The organism is Pseudactinotalea sp. Z1748 (genome assembly GCF_049725185.1).
Taxonomy (GTDB): domain Bacteria; phylum Actinomycetota; class Actinomycetes; order Actinomycetales; family Beutenbergiaceae; genus CALKWS01.
Genome location: NZ_JBMPQB010000005.1, coordinates 236,268 through 253,298, shown reverse-complemented (window position 1 = coordinate 253,298; position 17,031 = coordinate 236,268). Strand labels below are relative to the sequence as shown.

Sequence of the window (17,031 nt, the reverse complement as noted above, 5' to 3'; positions counted from 1 at the left end):
GCGGCGTCACATCCAGGCGAATGGCTCGTTTTCGTCGTGGACACGGCGGGCGAACTTGGGGCGCACGGTCACCTCCTACACCGACACCGTGGCGGGGAACTACCACTACCACTACCGGGTGCGGGCGAATAACACCGCTGGCAACGGCCCGTGGTTGGACATGGGGCGCCTGAACACGACGCCGCCCACCCCCTCTGTGTCTGCGACGCCGGTTGCTGGTGGTATCCGGGTGTCGTGGTCTGGTGGTGTGCGCATTCCGGCGTCGCAGGTGCGGCAGGTCGTGGAGCGCCGGGAGAGCGGCGGTTCGTGGACGCTGGCCGCGAACTTGACGGCGAATGGCCACCAGACAGTGTGGGTGCATTCCGACCCGGATATGACGGTGACGCATCAGTACCGGGTGCGCCGCATTGTCACAGACTGGGGTAGCGCCCAGTCCGGGTGGGGAACCTCGAACGTGGTGCAACTTGCTGCGCCACCGTCCGCGCCAACAAACTTGGGCCCGCCCACGGTGTGGGACGCGGGTGAGGATCGGGTGTTGTCGTGGCTGCATGTCCCCACGGACGGTAGCGGGCAGGAGCGTTTCCAGGTCCGCCACCGGCTGCAGGGCGGCGACTGGACGACGGTGAGTGCGGTTGCCTCTGCCACGTCGCGATGGACTTTGCCCGGCGGCACCTATGAGCCGGGGGACGTGTTTGAGTGGCAGGTGCGCACGTGGGGTGTGCACCCGGACCCTGGCCCGTATTCGGCGTCGAATTTCCAGTCGCCTACGTCCCGGCCCACGGTGGCGATCAATGAGCCGGTGGACGGCACCGAGATCGACACCAGCAGCGTTCTGGTCACTTGGGGTTATTCCGGCCCGGATCAGGGCGATGGTGACGAGGGTGAGATCAGTGGGCAGGCTGGGTGGCGGTTGACGCTGCTGCGTGGCAGCAACGTCGTCACCGAGGAGTCCGGCAGTGATGACCGGGACGAGTTCCTGGTGCGCGGCCTATCCGATGACGCCACCTACACGATCCGGGTTGAGGTTCGCTCCGGTGAGGGGCTGTGGTCTGCCGAACCGGACGAGGTCACCTTCCCGGTGTCCTACCTGCCACCCCCACCGCCGCAGATCGGGGTTGCGTTTGACCGTGACCTGGGTGCGGCTGTGGTGGATGTGCAGACCGCGCCGCCGCATGAGCCGTATGAGTACGTGAACGTGGTGACGAACCCTCGCGGCCGCCCGGCTGACCCCGATGCCGAGGCTGACCCGCTTGCCGCCCGCCAAGCCCTCCTCGACGCCCTGGCCGCGTACACCGATGCTCCGGTGCAGTGGTCCGCTACGGAGCCGGGTGATACGTCGGTGGTGTGGGTTGACCCTGACACGGGTGTGGGCCGGGTGTGGACCCCGGAGTGGGAGCGGTTGGAGAACCCCGTCCTCGGCTTCTACGGATGGGACGAAGTGGGCAGCGGGCCGGTTGAGTACGTCTCCGCGTCTCATGTGGTGCTCAATGGCGGGCAGGTGCGGATGCCCAACGAGAGCGGTGCCCCAGTGCCGGGCGACGCCTCCACCGTGCAGTGGCGCGTGCAGGTCCGCAGCACCGAGGTGCGTCCCGGCGAGTCGGATGCCGCGGTGCACTTTACTCGGTACGTTGACAGCGGCACCGGCACGGGCAATGTTCAGGGGTTCCCCGCCGATGGGCAGTGGCACTTTGTCACCACCCAACACTCTCTCGACGCTGGCGCCGAACACGTTCGGATCCTCATTCAGTCGGGCACGTCGTTCTCGTCGCCTTCGCTTGAGGTCCGCCGCGTGCAGGTCGCCTTCAATGGTGAGGACCCCGGCCCTTGGCTGGGCGACGGCGACTCCCCCGGCTGGGAATGGGACGGTACCCCGCAAGCATCCACCTCCCACCGGCCCGCACGTGACGCCGGATGGCACGAGATCATCGATCCCGATGTGGTGGCGGCAGGGGAGGCGTACGCCGACGCGGTGACCGCACTGGCACCGGTCGGGTGGACTGGTGACGGGCTGTGGTGGTCCATTGACCATGACGCGGTGTATGTGCCCGCTGGCGTGAGTGCGACCGTGCCCACCGAGGCGCTACCCGAGACGCTCACCCTGGTGCTGCTCGACGCCGAGACGGGCGAGTCCGCGCAATATTGGGACCGCACCGACGCCACGATCCCCGCCGACACCGTGGGCCGGTACCTACGTGCAGCCATCGTCGAGGGCGGCATGTTCACCGGCCCGTACTTTGACGGCGACTACCCGCGTGGGCCAGGCCAGGACGGGTCGTTAGCCACCTACGCATGGGACGGCCAGCCCCACGATTCCCCGACGACGGCCACGATCACCAGCCTGGAAACCGAGTCAGTGCAACTGTGGCGGGCTATCGATGACGGGCCGTGGCTGCTGATCGCGGACGGGGTGCCACCGGACACGGCCATATCGGACCCGATTCCGGCGCCTGGTGACCGGCGGGTGAACCACTACCGGGCCACCAGCGTGAGTGTGATCGGTTCCGCGATGCACTCCGACGAGCACGAGTTGGTGGTGCCGACACATGGCCCTGGCGGTAACCACGGCTGGGTGTATTTGAACGGTGGCACCGACTTCTCCGACGTGGTGCGTGTGCGTGCCAACGCCACCCGCTCCGGCTCCCAAGGCCTGGCGAAGAGTGTGCGCAGATACGCCGGCAACCCGAGGGCACAGGAGCGCTCCGGGACCGCTGAGCACCGCACCTGGTCCATCAGCGTCAACGCCCGCGAGCAACTGTACGAGGACGGCGCATCACGCCCCGAAGATATCGACACGCTACAACGCACCGGCGGCGTCATCTGCTACCGCGACCCGTTGGGTGCCCGCTGGTTCGCGTCCATGGGCATGATGGACGACTCCTACCGAGGCATCACCGGCGAGGTGTCCTGGTCCATGGAAGAGGTCGATCAGCCCGAGGGGTTGGCGACCGAGGCCCGCGACCAGTCCCACGGCGACGAAGACGACGACCCGGGCGAGGATGTGCCCGAATGACCGCCACCGTGTTTCCCGCGCAGGTCACCGCCGGCCGCCCATGCCTCCAAGGAACCCGCACCCGGCAGCAGGTGGTGGCCGACCTGCTGGATACCCGCGGCCGGTACCTGCGCCCACTCGGCAAGGTGCGGTCCGGCAACGTGGAGTATTCGATCCACAACGCGATCCGATCCTCCGGCAGCATCGAGGTGGACGACCCGGGCGCCATCGACTGGCACCGGCACCGCATCCGGTTGCGGTACCTGTACGTGTGCGAGCAAGGACACGATCACGACGAGGCGCTGGGCGAGTTCCTGCCCACCTCGCCGGGCACCGACTTCGACCAGTTCGGGGCCAGCGGCGCGGGGGACCTATACGACAAGATGGCCCTCCTCGCCCAGGAAGAAATCGCCGAAACGTGGACGTTCGACAAGGGCACCACCATCGTCGCCGCCGTCACCGAGGTTCTGGAATCCGTGGGCGAAACCAGGATCGCCGCACCGGAGGATGGCGGGGGTGAGTTGCAGAACCCGATGGTGTTCGAGCCGGGGACCACCAAGTTGCAGGTGATCAACGGCACCGAGGACCGGCGCGGACTCTTGGACGCCGGGAACTTCTTCTCCATCTGGGTGGACCGTGACGGCACATGGCGCATCGACCGGTACATTCCCCCCGACCAGCGCGGCGTCGAACACGTCTTCGAGTCCGGCGAGAACAACACCATCTTCGGGGCCGAGTACTCCCACGACGCCGACGACTGGCAGGTACCCAACCGGGTCATCCTCGTCGGCAAACCCGAAACCGACGCCGACGGGGAAGAACTGCCCGCCCCGCACGCCGTCGCGGAGAACAACAACCCCGACGACCCCTACTCGATCCCCGGACGCGGCAGGGTCATCACGCACACCGAGCACGACCAGGACGCCACCAGTGTAGACGTGCTGGGCCAGATCGCCGCCCGCCGCCTGCTGGAACTGTCGGCCGTCACGTCCACGTACCAGATCGCCCACGACTGGCTGCCGCTGGACCTCAACGCCGCCGTGAGACTGCGCGTGCCCGAGCACTCGATTGACGCGCTGTGCGTGCTCCAGTCCTACACCTGGTCCTGGGACGCAGCGTCGGATACCGGCGTGGACCTGGTGAACGCCACCCTGAGAGAGGTCAAACAGTGAGGGGTATCGACGTGACCACCTACCGCCCAGCCGACCACACGCCCGAACCGGAGGCGCCGGTGGTGGCCGACCCGGACCCGGACTATGAGGGCTGGACGGATGAGGAAGTGGCCGCCGAGGCTGAGAAGGTGTCCGCCGAGCACCGGCGTAGGCAGCGACGGGAGTCGTCCAAAAGGGCTGTGAGTGCTGCCCTGGCAGACCTGCAAGCCGCCGAGGGCGTGCGCGACGGCATGGCCTGGAAAGAGCCCGCGGGCTACCTCGACGCCGTGCCACCCGGCGCCACCCGCGTCTACGAGGGTGACCTGTACAAGGTGATCGCTGAGCACCCTGTGGCCCACTCCCCCAGCGTGGTGCCCGAAGCCTGGGAACTCATCGAAGAGAATGTTGAGCCGGTCGAACCGGACCCGGACGATTACCCCGAGTGGTCACCCGATGGCGTGGAGTACGCCGTAGGTGTCGTAGTGACCTACGACGGCGACCTGTGGGAAGTGGCCTACGCGCACACCTCACAGACCGCCTGGGCGCCACACGACGGCTACATGTGGAACCGGCTATGAGCCTCCTGCACGAGAAACTCGCGCCCCTGTGGTCAGCGATCAACCGGCTACAGGCCCGCCAGATGTCGATCTTCCCCGCCACCGTCACCAGTGTGGACCCCGTGCGCATAAGGATCGACGGGGAAGCACAATCACTCGCCGCATCACCCGACGTCGGCGTGACGGTCGGCCCTGGTGACCGGGTCCGCGTCCTGCGATACGGCACCTCTCACCTCATCGTGGCGCGCATGAACATTAGGCGGCAACCGTTCGCGGTGGCCGCGGGCGCGGTCACCATCCCACCCTCAAGCAGTGCCACCTCCAGCGCCTCAGTGAACTTCCCGGCGGGGCGGTTCACACAGAACCCGTTCGTCGTCGCGACCTCCCAAAACAGCAACTACGCCGCTTACGTCTCATCCCGTGGCACCACTTCGGCCAGCATCGGATCGCGGCGCCTGACCGGAACCGACGTGGGTGAGCACCTCGTCTGGTGGACCGCAACGCAAATGGAGCCCTGATATGACCCCCCTGCGCGCCCTGTGGCTGAAGGTCAACGAACCCCGCATCGTCGCCGTCGCCCACGCCACCGTGTACCTGCTGCTGCTCATGGCAGGCCTGTACGCACTGGTCAACCCTCCCGCGACCTTGAGGAGTAGCCCATGATCGAAGGGGTCTCGCTCGGTATCGCTGACTTGGGTCTGGGTGGGCTGCTGATCTTGGCTGTCGCGGTGCCGATGCTGATGCTGTACCGCGGCAAGATCATCCCCGAACGCCACCTGCTTGAAGCGCTGCGGGAACGGGACCGGTGGCGCGAGGCTGCGGAGGTGTCCCAGGAGAACGTCCGCGAAGCGAACCGGCAAGTCAGCGAACTCGCGACCGCTGTAGCAAAGTCCAACGACCTCGGGGAACTGTCCGTATCGATCCTGCGGGCACTGCGCGATAAGGCAGATGAATGACCCCACGACGACCGCGACACCGGGCCGAACCCAACCAGGGCATGGCCGAAGCCACCGAGGCGCTAGTCAAGGCCGACTCCGACCTACAGGCAACCCGTGCCCGCTGGCCGGTGGTGCGGGCCCTGACCGGCAAAGCCGCCGTCGTGAGCGACGAGGCGCACCACGAACAGGTCGTCAACCACCTCGGGGACCTCTTCCTCGACCTACTTCGAGAAGGGTGAACCCACCTATGGCCTTCCTCATCGCCGGCAACATCCTCATCGCCGTAGCCCTGGCCGGGTGGCTCACGTTCCGCTTCCTGTACAAACCGTGGCGCCTCAGCGGCCACAACAAGGGCGGGCGCCACCTGATCCGCACCGCGGACTCCATGATCGCCCTACTCGGGGTATCACTACTCGCCCGCGTGGTGCCCATTCCGCTGGTCGTGATGCAGGCCGTGACGCTGGCCGTGCTCGCCTGGTTGTGCTGGGTGGCGTGGGAGCGGGTGGCACTGCTGCGCCGGGAACGACGGCGCCGGCAGCGCCGAGCCGAAACCTGACCAGAAGCGAGGGCACCCATGCCGTACTACACAGGACTAGCCAGAGTCGCCCGCGCCGCCGGCCTGGATGTGATCGAGGTCGCCGGATGGCGCACCCGAGGCCACGGCCCTATGTCCGCCGCACAGTCCGTCATGTGGCACCACACCGCAGGCGCCGCCACTGGTGACTACCCCTCGCTGCGTGTCGTCCGCGACGGTCACGGCGGACTGCCCGGACCGCTGGCGCAATATGGGCTGGGGCGCTCCGGGCGCGTGTACGTCATCGCAGCCGGGCTCTGCTACCACGCCGGGCGAGTAAGCCACGCCCGCTACACCAACCCCCGCTCGATCGGCATTGAGGCCGAGAACACCGGCACCGGGCAGGTATGGCCCAAGGTGCAGCTCGACGCCTACCACGCTCTTACTGCCGCACTATGCGCCGAGTTCGGGTGGAACCCCGCCATCGCCGTCATCGGCCACAAGGAAGCCGCCCGCCCCGCCGGACGCAAGATCGACCCGACCGGGATCAACATGAACACCGTGCGCACCACCGTGGCGGGCCTCATGCGCGGCACCCCAGTACCCACACCACCAGCACAGGAAGAGGAAGACGTGCCCCTCACCGACGACGACATCCGCCGTATCTGGACCCACACCCACCCGACCCAGATGACCACCACCGACATGCGCGGGTTCGCCGTGTCCACCTACCGCAAGGTCGCCGAAGTCGAAGCCGCGCAAGCCGGACTCGTGGGCGCCATCGTCGCGATGGGCAAGGGCGAGCCGTTCAACGAGGCCAAGCTGCTCGACGGTGTGCGCAAGGCCGCCCGCGACGGCGTGGCCGAAGCGATCGACTCCATCGACACCACCGTGACCATCAAGGGAGACTGACTATGCCCAAAGCAACCGACAACCCCATCATCCCCGCCCGCCTTCGTGACTGGCTGTACCCGGTGACCCTGGCCGCGCTCGCCCTGGCCGGCGCCTACGGCCTGATCGCAGAAGAGCAGATCGCGCTGTGGGGCGCACTGGCCGCCGCTCTTCTCGGCACGGCCACCGCCACCGCCTACCGGCCCCGCAAGACCGTGGAGCCGCTGCAGGCCGAGGTTGCCGTAGCCAAGGGTGCGGACGAGGCGCGGCGTCACTCACCGGACGAGATGGGCGGGTAGTGTGCCATGCGCCGCCCGCTGGACCCCCGCATCCAGGTAGACGACCGGGAGGTGGTGGTCGTGTGCCCCGAGTGTGGGTATGAGTACACCGGCCAGGGTGCACGCCTGGCGGCGTCGGAATGCTGCTGGTGGGAATGATGCACCCCCTGGCGCACTGCGACCGCGACCGGGATGACCTCTTGGCCCTGATGTGGGGCATGGTCCTCGACCTGGCCCGCCACACCGGCCGCGACCCCGTGGTGGTGGCATTGAGTCGCGGGCTCATCCCCACCGCGAGGAAGCCGTGATGTTCCCTTGCCCGCAGTGCGACCGCGAGTGGCGCACGTGGGCAGGCGCGCTGACCTGCTGCACGGGGGACGACCTGGACTGACCCGCGGAAGTTATGACCGCAAGCCGCGAGACGGTGGTGGCATAACTTTCCCGTGGCTGGAATGACATACTTGTGAGCCACGCCCACTCGGTGCCATAAGTCGCTCATAACGCGCCCCGCCACACACCCGCGTAGCCTGACCCTGCCCCGTCCGCCTTCACCGGTGGGCGGGGCGCTTTCTTTCACCACCACTGACCCATAAGTACGCTTATACGGATTGGAGCACCACCCATGAACGCCGTCACCGAGTTCCTGCACTGGGCGCAGCATGACCGCAACCGTTCGCCTCATACCATCGCCAGGTACCGCGCCGTCCTGGACCAACTCACCGAACCGCTCAGCGCCACCATCGAAGACATCGAGACGTGGTGGGCAACCCGCTACCACATGGCACCGGCCACCCGGCAGAACGAACTGGCCTGCCTGCGCGCCTTCTACAAGTGGGCAACCCGGTTCGATCACCGGCCCGACGACCCAACCCGGCGCCTGGACGCCCCTGCCGTTGATAACGCCTTCCCCCGCCCCATTGGGCGCACCGACCTGCAACGCGCCCTGGACGCCTGCGACGAACGGGAGGCGCCCGACCTGCGCCGAGCCCTCGCCCTGGGCGCCTACGGTGGCCTGCGCGTCTCCGAGGCCGCATCCCTGGACTGGGCCGACGTGGACCTGGACAAGCGGCTACTGTACGTGCGCGGCAAGGGTCGCAAGGAACGCCTAGCGGGAATCTCACCCCGGCTGCTCGATGAGATCCTGCCCGCAGCAACCGGCAACGTCGTCACCGCCGGAGGGCCAACGTATGGCGCGGACACGCTACAGCGACGCGTCAACCGCCACCTTGACCGGCTCGGTATCGACGCCACCTTCCACAAACTGCGCGCCCGGTACGTCACCCAAGGCATAGCAGACACCGGTGACATCTACGCCGTGGCCCGCGCCGTGGGCTGGGCGAGTGTGGAGACCGCGAAACACTACGCCGCGCTGTCCGACGATGCCCTGCACCGGATTGCGGCCGCGGCGTCCCGGTGAGCGCCCCTGGCAGGACTCGAACCTGCGACGGCTGGTTTAGAAGACCAGTACTCTATCCAACTGAGTTACAGGGGCCCAATCCGCACGATCCTACGCCGACACCGCGGCCACCGTCCGCCGCAACGCATCATCGGGAAGTCGCACATACCGTTGCGTGGTCCCAGGATTAGCGTGCCCGAGCAACGCTTGCACCGTGAGCACGTCCCTGTCGAACGCGTAAGCCCTGGTGGCGAACCGGTGCCGAAGCGTGTGCATCGTCCACCCCGCCGGCAACAGACGGCCGATCAGGTCACCGACCCATTGCGCTGATATGTGCCCGTCGTGCTGACCGGGAAAAATGTACCCCGGCCCCCGGGTCAGGACCAGGTCGGCCAGGTCATCCGGCAACGGCACAGTGCGCCGACGCCCACCCTTGCCCCGCACGATCAGACTGTGCCCCAGCAAGTCCGTCACCACGTCGCCGGTGTGGACCTGGGCAACCTCGCCCCGCCGCAGCCCACACCTGGCGGCGAGGTGGATCATCAACTGCTCACGCACCGGCGCCGCCAACAACGCCGACGCCAACGCCGCCTCGGGTAACGGGTTCGGAGCAGGCGGGCGGCGCGGGATCGACGGTAGCCCCGCCGCTGGATTGTGGGTGGTGTGCCCGGCGGCGTGCCCCCACGCGTAGAACCCTCGCAGGGACGACCTGACCGAGTGTCGCGTTTCCGGTGCCCAGTCCTGGGATCCGCACCACGCAAGAAGGTCCGCGGTCGTCAATGACCACGGACCTTCCCCGGTATGGGCGCCTGCTAGTTGGTGCAGGTGCTGGGTGCGGGTGCGGATGGTGGTCCTCGGCCGGCCGGCGCCACGAAGCGCCACGGCCCACTTGCTGATCGCGTCGTTGAAATCCATATCCCACCATCACCCGCGGGACGGGGCCGACGCGCCGTCATGCTGCCACCAATCTTGGAACCCACGCCCGGGCGGTGTGAACCTGCCAACCCGTAGGTTGCAGGTTCGAGTCCTGCCGGGGGCACCCAACGCACCCGGCTCCAACTTTGGCCCGCCGAATCCAGGGTTGGGGCTCGCACCTTAATTTGCCTCCGCGTGTGAGGGCGTCGCGGTTGACGCCAGGATCGAACAGCACCTCGCACGATTGGGCGTTCTCGACGCGGAGACCGTCGGATTCCTCCGCGGTCCATCGACCCATAGCCGCAACATCGCCAGTTCCTGGTTGGCAGCCTTGGGTCGGTTCGGCACCCCTCAGGCGTGTAGGGCAGCCGAACTCAGTTCATTCACCGGGCGCGGGCGGATGCTGCTGGCGACCCGCGTCCGCACACACCGGTCTTGGTGGCTAACCCCAGACCGTGCAGGTAGGCTACATGCCTGCTTGATTTGGCCAGCGCACCGCGACGTGCTTCCACGAACTTCGTGTTCACGCCGGGTGCGTCGATCTGACGTAGGTACCGGCTCGACTTCGTCGCGGTGTCCAGCCAGTGTTAGGCGGCAAGCATCTGGACCGTTCCTGGGATGCGGTACTGCCCCGAGGGGCTTCGCGATCACCCACTCACGGACCGCGCCCGGCGGGCTGGTGCGCAGCAGTTCATCGAAACCGAATCTGCTCGACCACCGAGAAGTAACTCCGGGAGGCCGTTGCCGCTGCTTCATCGGTTCCAGACCCGCCGGAGGTCAGCCCAAGTACACGTCCGCCAACAGTTCGACCGACCGCAACCGCTCATCCACCCGCGGCCCCTGGTGGGCGATCATCAACTCATCGGCCCCGGTCTGCTCGGCGAACTCGGCCACCTTCTCCCCCACCACGTCCGGGGTGCCGACGGCGCTGTAGGTCATCATCTGGTGCAGATGCTGGGCCTTCGGTGACTTCAGCAGCGCATCGGCCTGCTCGTCGGTGAACTGCGTCCCCGGGGCCAGCAGCAGCGCCACCCGGCTGCGCATAACTTCCTGGAGCTGACGCTCGGCGTCGGCCTGATCATCCGCGGCGATCACGTTGTAGGCGGCGATCACATACGGCTCGCCCAGTTGCTCCGATGGCGTGAACTGGCTGCGGTACAGCGCGATCGCCTCGTGCAGGGCCCCCGGGGCGAAGTGCGAGGCGAAGGCATAGGGCAGGCCGAGGACGGCGGCCAGTTCGGCACCGAACAGCGATGAGCCCAGGATGTAGAGGGGCACGTCGGTGCCCTTGCCGGGGTAGGCGTCCACGCCCGGAATCCGGCTCTGCCCGCGCAGGTAGGCCTGCAGTTCCAGCACGTCGGAGGGGAAAGACTCGGCTGAGGCGGGGTCGCGGCGCAGCGCACGCAAGGTGTTCTGGTCGGTGCCCGGGGCACGGCCCAGACCGAGGTCGATCCGGCCCGGGTGGAGGGTCTCCAGGGTGCCGAACTGCTCGGCGATCAGCAGCGGGGCGTGGTTGGGCAGCATGATGCCACCCGAGCCGAGCCGGATGGTGTTGGTGTGGGCCGCGACGTGGGCGATGAGCACCGAGGTGGCCGAGGACGCGATCGATGCCATGTTGTGGTGCTCGGCGTACCACACCCGCTGGTAGCCGGTCTCCTCCGACTTCCGGGCCAGCGCCACGGTTCCGGCCAGTGACTCGGCAACGCTCTGGTCCCGGGCAACGGAGGCAAGGTCAAGGATGGACAGCGGCAGCGACATCGGGCACCTTTCACGCAACGAGACGGTGCCGACTGGCACCGCCAATGGGGACAACCGATCGAGTCCCGGCTTTCATCCCACCGCGCCCCCGGGCTCGTGCGGACGGGTCCGATCACCCCTGGTCGGGAGCGTGTGTCTGCAGGAAGGCGTAGACCTCGGAGTCATCCACACCCGGGAACGTCCCGCCCGGCAGGGCCTGCATGATGTGGGTATGCAGTTTGGCACTCGGCCAGGACGCGGCCTGCCACCGCTTGGCCAAAGCAGGCTCGGGCTCACGACAGCAACTCAGGTCCGGACAGCGCGAGACCGACCTGGAGGTGGCATCCCGGCCCCGGAACCACTTGGCGTCCGCGAAGGGCACACCGATGGTGATCGAAAAGTCACCGCCGGTGCCGGTGCCGATCTGGGCGGTGCACCAGAACGTGCCGGAGGGGGTGTCGGTGTACTGGTGGAACTCCCCCGGCCGGTCGGCGTGATCGAACACGGTCCGGGACGTCCAGTGCCGGCACACCAGTTGCCCCTCGATCGCTCCGGTCACATCGGTGGGGAAGGTGACGTCGTCGTTCTCATACCCCTTGTACAGGGTCCCGTCCCGCCCCACCCGGACGAAGTGCACCCGAATACCCAACTGGGAGGTGGCCAGGTTCGTGAACCGGTGCGCCGCACCCTCATGGGTCACCCCGAAGGCGTCGCGCAGATCCTCGATGGACAACTCCCGCTCCTTCTTGGCCGAGGTCAGGAACTCCACCGCGCGGTGGCGCGGCATCAGCACGGCCGCGGCGAAGTAGGTGATCTCCTGACGCTGGCGCAGGAAGTGGGCATACGTACTCGGCCGGGTGTGCTCCAGCACGCGGTGGGCCAGGGCCTGCAGCGCCAGGGAGCGCAGCCCGTGCCCGCCGGGGATGGACTGCGGGGGCAGGTAGATCCTGCGATTCTCCAGGTCCGTGACGCTGCGGGTCGACGACGGTAGGTCCCTGGCGTAGTGCAACGTGAACCCGAGGTGGTCGGCCATCCGCTCCACGGTGCGGTGGGTCACCGGACCAGCGGTGTAGCCCACCGCCGCCAGCAGCGCCTCGGCCGCATCCTCGATCTCGGACAGGTAGTTGTCCCGCACGCGCATGTCGCGGCGTAGTTCGGTGTTGGCGCGGCGGGCCTCCTCCGGCGTGGCACTGGCCTCGTTGGATCGGCGAGCCAGTTCCCCGTGCAAACCCACCAGCGCCTCCAGGGCCTCCATCGGGAGCTTGCGCCCGGGCCGCACGGTGGGCAGGGCCAGCGCCCGGTACAGCGACCCGCGCTGGGCAGCGTCCAGTTCGATCTCCAGGGCGTCCCGCCGGCTCGGTGGTGACTCATCGAGCAGGTCGGCCACCGTGGTGCCCAGGGCCTCGGCCAGGGCGTGCAGCAGCGTCAGGCGCGGCTCGCGGTGCCCGTTCTCGATCAGCGACAACTGGCTGGCGGCCACGCCGACCTGGGCGGCCACCTGATCCAGCGTCAAGCCGGCCGCGGTGCGGAAGTGCCGGATGCGGCGCCCGACGGTCAGGACGGTGTTTCCCGCTCTGGTCGCAGATGTGAGAGACATTTCCTCACCATAGCGAAAGAACCGCAGTTCTTTCACCCACATTGGCGTAGAAGTACGGCGCAATCTTGTCCAGGCTCGGGTCATGGCCAGTCCGGCCCCGATAAGGCAGTCCGCACCGAATCCAAGGAGACGACGATGACCATCACCGCGAGCGATCACCGCACCGGCACCGACCTGACGGACACGAACGGTGCCCCCCAGCCGGACGGAGCAGGAGCGAACCCCGCCCAGGAGTTGCGCCATCGGTGGGCCACCGAGCCCCGCTGGGCCGACGTGCGCCGCGAGCACACCGCCGAGGACGTCATCGCCCTGCGCGGGCCGGTGGTCGAGGAGCACACCCTGGCCCGGCTCGGGGCGGAGCGGCTGTGGGACCTGCTGCACACCAGCGACTACATCAACGCCCTGGGCGCCCTGACCGGCAACCAGGCAGTGCAGATGGTCAAGGCCGGGCTGAAGGCGATCTACCTGTCCGGGTGGCAGGTCGCCGCCGACGCCAACCTGGCCGGGCAGACCTACCCGGACCAGTCCCTGTACCCGGCCAACTCCGTTCCGGCAGTGGTGCGCCGCCTCAACAACGCGCTGCTGCGGTCCGGGCAGATCGCCCACGCCGAGGGCGAGGAGAGCCAGCACTTCCTGGCCCCCATCGTCGCCGACGCCGAAGCCGGCTTCGGCGGCCCCCTGAACGCCTTCGAACTGATGAAGTCGATGATCGCCGCCGGTGCGGCCGGAGTGCACTTCGAGGACCAACTGGCCAGTGAGAAGAAGTGCGGCCACCTGGGCGGGAAGGTGCTGGTGCCCACCGCCCAGCACATCCGCACCCTCGGCGCCGCGCGGCTGGCCGCGGACATCGCCGACGTGCCCACCCTGGTGATCGCCCGCACCGACGCCCTGGCGGCCACGTTGATCACCTCCGACGTGGACGAGCGCGATCAGCCCTTCCTCACCGGAGAGCGCACCGCAGAGGGCTTCTTCCACACCCGTGCCGGTGAGGAGACGGCGATCGCTCGCGGGCTGGCCTACGCCCCCTACGCGGACCTGCTGTGGGTGGAGACCGGAACCCCGGACCTGGGCTTCGCGCGCAGGTACGCCGAGGCCATCCAGGCCGAGCACCCGGGCACCATGCTGGCCTACAACTGCTCGCCGTCGTTCAACTGGAAGGCTGCCCTGGACGATGCTGAGATCGCCGCCTTCCAGCGCGAACTGGGTGCGATGGGCTACTCCTTCCAGTTCATCACCCTGGCCGGGTTCCACGCCCTGAACCACTCCATGTTCGAACTCGCCCACGGTTACGCCCGCACCGGGATGAGCGCCTACGCGGCGCTGCAGCAGGCCGAGTTCGCCGCCGCCGAGCGCGGGTACACCGGCGTCAAGCACCAGGCCGAGGTCGGCACCGGCTACTTCGACCGGGTCTCCACCGCACTCAACCCCACCTCCCAGACGCTGGCGCTGTCCGGCTCGACCGAAGAGGAGCAATTCTGATGAGCACCCCCACGATGTCGCCCACCACCCAGACGCCGTCGGCCGCACACCCCGGCGCCAGCCCGGCCACGCCGTCGGTGCAGATCACCGGACCGTCGGTGCCCGAGGCCGGGACCGTCCTCACCACCGGGGCCCTGGACACGGTGGCGTGGTTGCACCGCCGGTTCGACCGTCGTCGTCGGACCTTGCTGAAGGCCAGGGCGGAGCGCCAGGAGCGCATCGCGGCCGGGGAGGCGCTCGGCCTGCTGGAGCAGACCCGCACGGTCCGCGAGGACCCCACCTGGCACGTTGCCCCGCCGGCACCGGGGCTGTACCGCCGCACGGTGGAGATCACCGGACCGGTGAGTCGTTCCATGGCGATCAACGCCCTGAACTCCGGGGCCGATGTCTGGATGGCGGACCTGGAGGACGCTACCTCCCCCACCTGGTCGAACCTGATGCAGGCACAGCTGAACCTGATCCGGTTCACCACCGGCGAGTTGGACTTCACCAACGCCGACGGCAAGGACTACCGGGTGGGGCCGAACCCGCCCACCGTGATGATGCGCCCGCGCGGATGGCACCTGCCCGAGAAGAACCTGCTCATCGACGGCGAGCACCCCGCAGCGGCACTGGTCGACATCGGGCTGTACTTCCACCACTGCGCCCAGGCTCTGATCGAGCGCGGCCAGGGCCCCTACTTCTACCTGCCAAAACTGGAGTCGCACCTGGAGGCGCGGCTGTGGAACGAGATCTTCTTGTTCCTCCAGGACCGTTACGGCATCCCCCGTGGCACGGTGCGCGCCACCGTGCTGGTGGAGACCCTGCCGGCGGCACTGGAGATGGAAGAGATCCTGTATGAACTGCGCGAGCACTCCGCCGGGCTGAACGCCGGACGGTGGGACTACATCTTCTCCATCATCAAGACCTTGCGCAGCAGGGGCCGCGAGGCCGTCCTGCCCGACCGCGCAGCGGTCACGATGACCACGCCGTTCATGCGGGCCTACTGCGAGCGCATGGTCGCCATTTGTCACAAGCGTGGCGCCCACGCGATCGGTGGCATGAGCGCCTACCTGCCCAGCCGCACCGACCGGCCCGCGGCGCTCTCGGCGCTGCAGCGGGTCCGCGCGGACAAGGCCCGCGACGCCGAGGACGGCTTCGACGGCGGTTGGGTGGCCCACCCGGGGCTGGTTGACACCGCACGGGACGCCTTTGGCCCGGCGCTGCGCGGCCGGGACCACCAGCTCGAGCGGCAGCGCGAGGACTTCCTCGACCCGGGTGACCTGCTGGAGTTTCATACCGCCGGCAGCGCCGTGACCTACGAGGGGTTGCGCTCCAACATCGCCGTGTCGTTGCGGTACCTGCAGGCCTGGCTTCAGGGCCAGGGCGCGGTCGCGATCGACCACCTGATGGAGGACGCGGCCACCGTGGAGATCGCCCGCACCCAGGTGTGGCAATGGGTGAACCAGGGCGTGCGTCTGGAGGAGGGCCTGGATGTCACCACCGAGCTGGTGGAGCGCATCATGGGCAACGAAGCCGCCCGGATCTCCCGCGAGATCGCCGGCGGCGGTGGTGACGGATCGTCCACCCGTCTCGACGATGCCATCGAACTCTTCCGGGAGGTGGCACTGGGCGAGGAGTTCGAGGAGTTCTTCACCCTGCGCGGTTACGCCCGCTACCTGTGAGCACCGAGCTCGCCCGGGCGAGCCACGCCGTCGGCCACCGCCTGCCTCGGCCGGGGCCGACGGCCGCGCCCTGGGTCTGATCTCGAGGAGGACCCCGGCACCCAGGCGTGGGAGCACCTGTGGATCGAATGGGCCCGACTTTCCCTACCCTGTCCCCATTATCCCCGGACCCCCCAGCGCCCCACTAGGTACCGCGCGGAGGGCCCACACCTGCGGGCCTGGAGTCCTCCTGCGGCAGCTTGTTCAGGATCCGGGTGACAGTCAGCCAGGTGCGCGTGGTGATGCCGGTGCCCAGGCGGCGCTGTAGCCAACTCATCAAATCCGGGGTCTTCACCCCGGTGGTGTCGGTGATAGCCAGGACTGCCCGGGCATCGTCGTCGTAGCCGAGCACGCGCGCGCCGGGCAGGTCCGGCTCGGGGAAGGGCTCGGATGCCGGGTCCAGTGGGTGCTTACAGAAGGTGACCGTCAGGTAGGTGGACTTGCCGTGGGTGAATCCGGCGAACGGGTCCAGGTCAACCAGGGCCTGCAGTTCGGCGCGGGTACGCAGAATCGTTCCCCCCTCGATGCCCAGGTCCTGCTGCAGCGCGGCTTGGATACGGTCCTCCAGCAGAGCGGCGTCGTGGGGTTCGTCGGTGCGGAAGAGGATGTTGCCGCTGGAGATCACCGAGGCCACGTCCGCGAAGCCCAGCCGGGTGAACACCCCGCGGAGCCGGTCATTGCGCATGTTCGGATCGCTCGGGCCGATCCCGCGCAACAGCGCGCAGTAGGACGTCACCGGCCCAAACTACTCCCCTTCCGGCGTGCGGGGCACGGACCCTTGCCGCTGCGTGAACGCAGGTCCTCGCTGATACTCCCGGGTCGGCTTCCGGTTCGGGCTGCACCGGCTCTGAGAGCGGTCAGGCGATGTGTGAGCCGCCGAGCCGGC

At 68.1% G+C, this 17,031-nt stretch carries 19 protein-coding genes and 1 tRNA gene; 14 read left to right on the top strand and 6 right to left on the bottom strand.

Annotated features, from left to right (window positions below):
• Window positions 1-535: 535 nt before the first annotated feature.
• The 12 genes from ACO0LU_RS12935 (at window position 536) to ACO0LU_RS12880 (ending at window position 8,735) form a co-directional block, all read left to right on the top strand.
• Entirely contained in the window at window positions 536-3,010 is a 2,475-nt protein-coding gene (locus ACO0LU_RS12935; RefSeq protein ID WP_424791760.1) for a fibronectin type III domain-containing protein, read from the top strand.
• Entirely contained in the window at window positions 3,007-4,161 is a 1,155-nt protein-coding gene (locus ACO0LU_RS12930) for a hypothetical protein (protein WP_424791759.1), read from the top strand. The genes ACO0LU_RS12935 and ACO0LU_RS12930 overlap by 4 nt, the downstream gene beginning before the upstream one ends.
• Window positions 4,158-4,718 carry a carbohydrate-binding protein gene (locus ACO0LU_RS12925; RefSeq protein ID WP_424791758.1) on the top strand — a complete coding sequence of 187 codons (561 nt, stop codon included), beginning with the start codon at window positions 4,158-4,160 and terminating at the stop codon, window positions 4,716-4,718. The genes ACO0LU_RS12930 and ACO0LU_RS12925 overlap by 4 nt, the downstream gene beginning before the upstream one ends.
• A complete protein-coding gene (locus ACO0LU_RS12920; RefSeq protein ID WP_424791757.1) occupies window positions 4,715-5,215 on the top strand; it encodes a hypothetical protein in 501 nt (166 codons plus the stop codon). The genes ACO0LU_RS12925 and ACO0LU_RS12920 overlap by 4 nt, the downstream gene beginning before the upstream one ends.
• 1 nt (window position 5,216) lies before the next feature.
• Window positions 5,217-5,360 (top strand): hypothetical protein, encoded by a 144-nt coding sequence (locus ACO0LU_RS12915; protein WP_424791756.1) that lies wholly within the window; start codon window positions 5,217-5,219, stop codon window positions 5,358-5,360.
• Entirely contained in the window at window positions 5,357-5,653 is a 297-nt protein-coding gene (locus ACO0LU_RS12910) for a hypothetical protein (protein ID WP_424791755.1), read from the top strand. The genes ACO0LU_RS12915 and ACO0LU_RS12910 overlap by 4 nt, the downstream gene beginning before the upstream one ends.
• The gene (locus ACO0LU_RS12905) at window positions 5,650-5,874 is read left to right on the top strand and encodes a hypothetical protein (protein WP_424791754.1); all 225 of its coding nucleotides are present in this window, start codon (window positions 5,650-5,652) and stop codon (window positions 5,872-5,874) included. The genes ACO0LU_RS12910 and ACO0LU_RS12905 overlap by 4 nt, the downstream gene beginning before the upstream one ends.
• 8 nt (window positions 5,875-5,882) lie before the next feature.
• Window positions 5,883-6,191, top strand: coding sequence for a hypothetical protein (locus ACO0LU_RS12900; RefSeq protein ID WP_424791753.1), 309 nt, complete (start codon window positions 5,883-5,885; stop codon window positions 6,189-6,191).
• An 18-nt stretch (window positions 6,192-6,209) separates the two neighbouring features.
• Window positions 6,210-7,061: a peptidoglycan recognition protein family protein gene (locus ACO0LU_RS12895; RefSeq protein ID WP_424791752.1), complete on the top strand. Its 852-nt coding sequence runs from the start codon at window positions 6,210-6,212 to the stop codon at window positions 7,059-7,061.
• 2 nt (window positions 7,062-7,063) lie between these two features.
• Entirely contained in the window at window positions 7,064-7,339 is a 276-nt protein-coding gene (locus ACO0LU_RS12890; protein WP_424791751.1) for a phage holin, read from the top strand.
• 134 nt (window positions 7,340-7,473) lie between these two features.
• The gene (locus ACO0LU_RS12885) at window positions 7,474-7,626 is read left to right on the top strand and encodes a hypothetical protein (protein WP_424791750.1); all 153 of its coding nucleotides are present in this window, start codon (window positions 7,474-7,476) and stop codon (window positions 7,624-7,626) included.
• A 314-nt stretch (window positions 7,627-7,940) separates the two neighbouring features.
• A complete protein-coding gene (locus tag ACO0LU_RS12880; RefSeq protein WP_424791749.1) occupies window positions 7,941-8,735 on the top strand; it encodes a tyrosine-type recombinase/integrase in 795 nt (264 codons plus the stop codon).
• Between the two features lies 1 nt (window position 8,736).
• Here ACO0LU_RS12880 and ACO0LU_RS12875 read toward each other — a convergent pair.
• The 5 genes from ACO0LU_RS12875 to ACO0LU_RS12855 form a co-directional block, all read right to left on the bottom strand.
• A tRNA-Arg gene (locus tag ACO0LU_RS12875) sits at window positions 8,737-8,810 on the bottom strand.
• A gap of 15 nt (window positions 8,811-8,825) precedes the next feature.
• Window positions 8,826-9,629 (bottom strand): tyrosine-type recombinase/integrase, encoded by an 804-nt coding sequence (locus ACO0LU_RS12870; protein ID WP_424791748.1) that lies wholly within the window; start codon window positions 9,627-9,629, stop codon window positions 8,826-8,828.
• 383 nt (window positions 9,630-10,012) lie between these two features.
• Window positions 10,013-10,210 (bottom strand): DUF3322 domain-containing protein, encoded by a 198-nt coding sequence (locus ACO0LU_RS12865; RefSeq protein ID WP_424791853.1) that lies wholly within the window; start codon window positions 10,208-10,210, stop codon window positions 10,013-10,015.
• A gap of 196 nt (window positions 10,211-10,406) precedes the next feature.
• A complete protein-coding gene (locus ACO0LU_RS12860) occupies window positions 10,407-11,387 on the bottom strand; it encodes an LLM class flavin-dependent oxidoreductase (protein WP_424791747.1) in 981 nt (326 codons plus the stop codon).
• A 112-nt stretch (window positions 11,388-11,499) separates the two neighbouring features.
• Window positions 11,500-12,963 (bottom strand): helix-turn-helix domain-containing protein, encoded by a 1,464-nt coding sequence (locus ACO0LU_RS12855; protein ID WP_424791746.1) that lies wholly within the window; start codon window positions 12,961-12,963, stop codon window positions 11,500-11,502.
• 135 nt (window positions 12,964-13,098) lie between these two features.
• On the opposite strand from ACO0LU_RS12855, the gene aceA reads away from it, so the two are divergent.
• Together aceA and aceB are read left to right on the top strand one after the other, a co-directional pair.
• Window positions 13,099-14,442: an isocitrate lyase gene (gene aceA / locus ACO0LU_RS12850; RefSeq protein WP_424791745.1), complete on the top strand. Its 1,344-nt coding sequence runs from the start codon at window positions 13,099-13,101 to the stop codon at window positions 14,440-14,442.
• Window positions 14,442-16,106, top strand: coding sequence for a malate synthase A (gene aceB, locus ACO0LU_RS12845; protein ID WP_424791744.1), 1,665 nt, complete (start codon window positions 14,442-14,444; stop codon window positions 16,104-16,106). The genes aceA and aceB overlap by 1 nt, the downstream gene beginning before the upstream one ends.
• A 184-nt stretch (window positions 16,107-16,290) precedes the next feature.
• Here aceB and ACO0LU_RS12840 read toward each other — a convergent pair whose 3' ends face one another.
• Window positions 16,291-16,881, bottom strand: a complete 591-nt coding sequence (locus ACO0LU_RS12840; protein WP_424791743.1) for a DUF1697 domain-containing protein — start codon at window positions 16,879-16,881, stop codon at window positions 16,291-16,293.
• Between the last annotated feature and the right edge of the window lie 150 nt (window positions 16,882-17,031).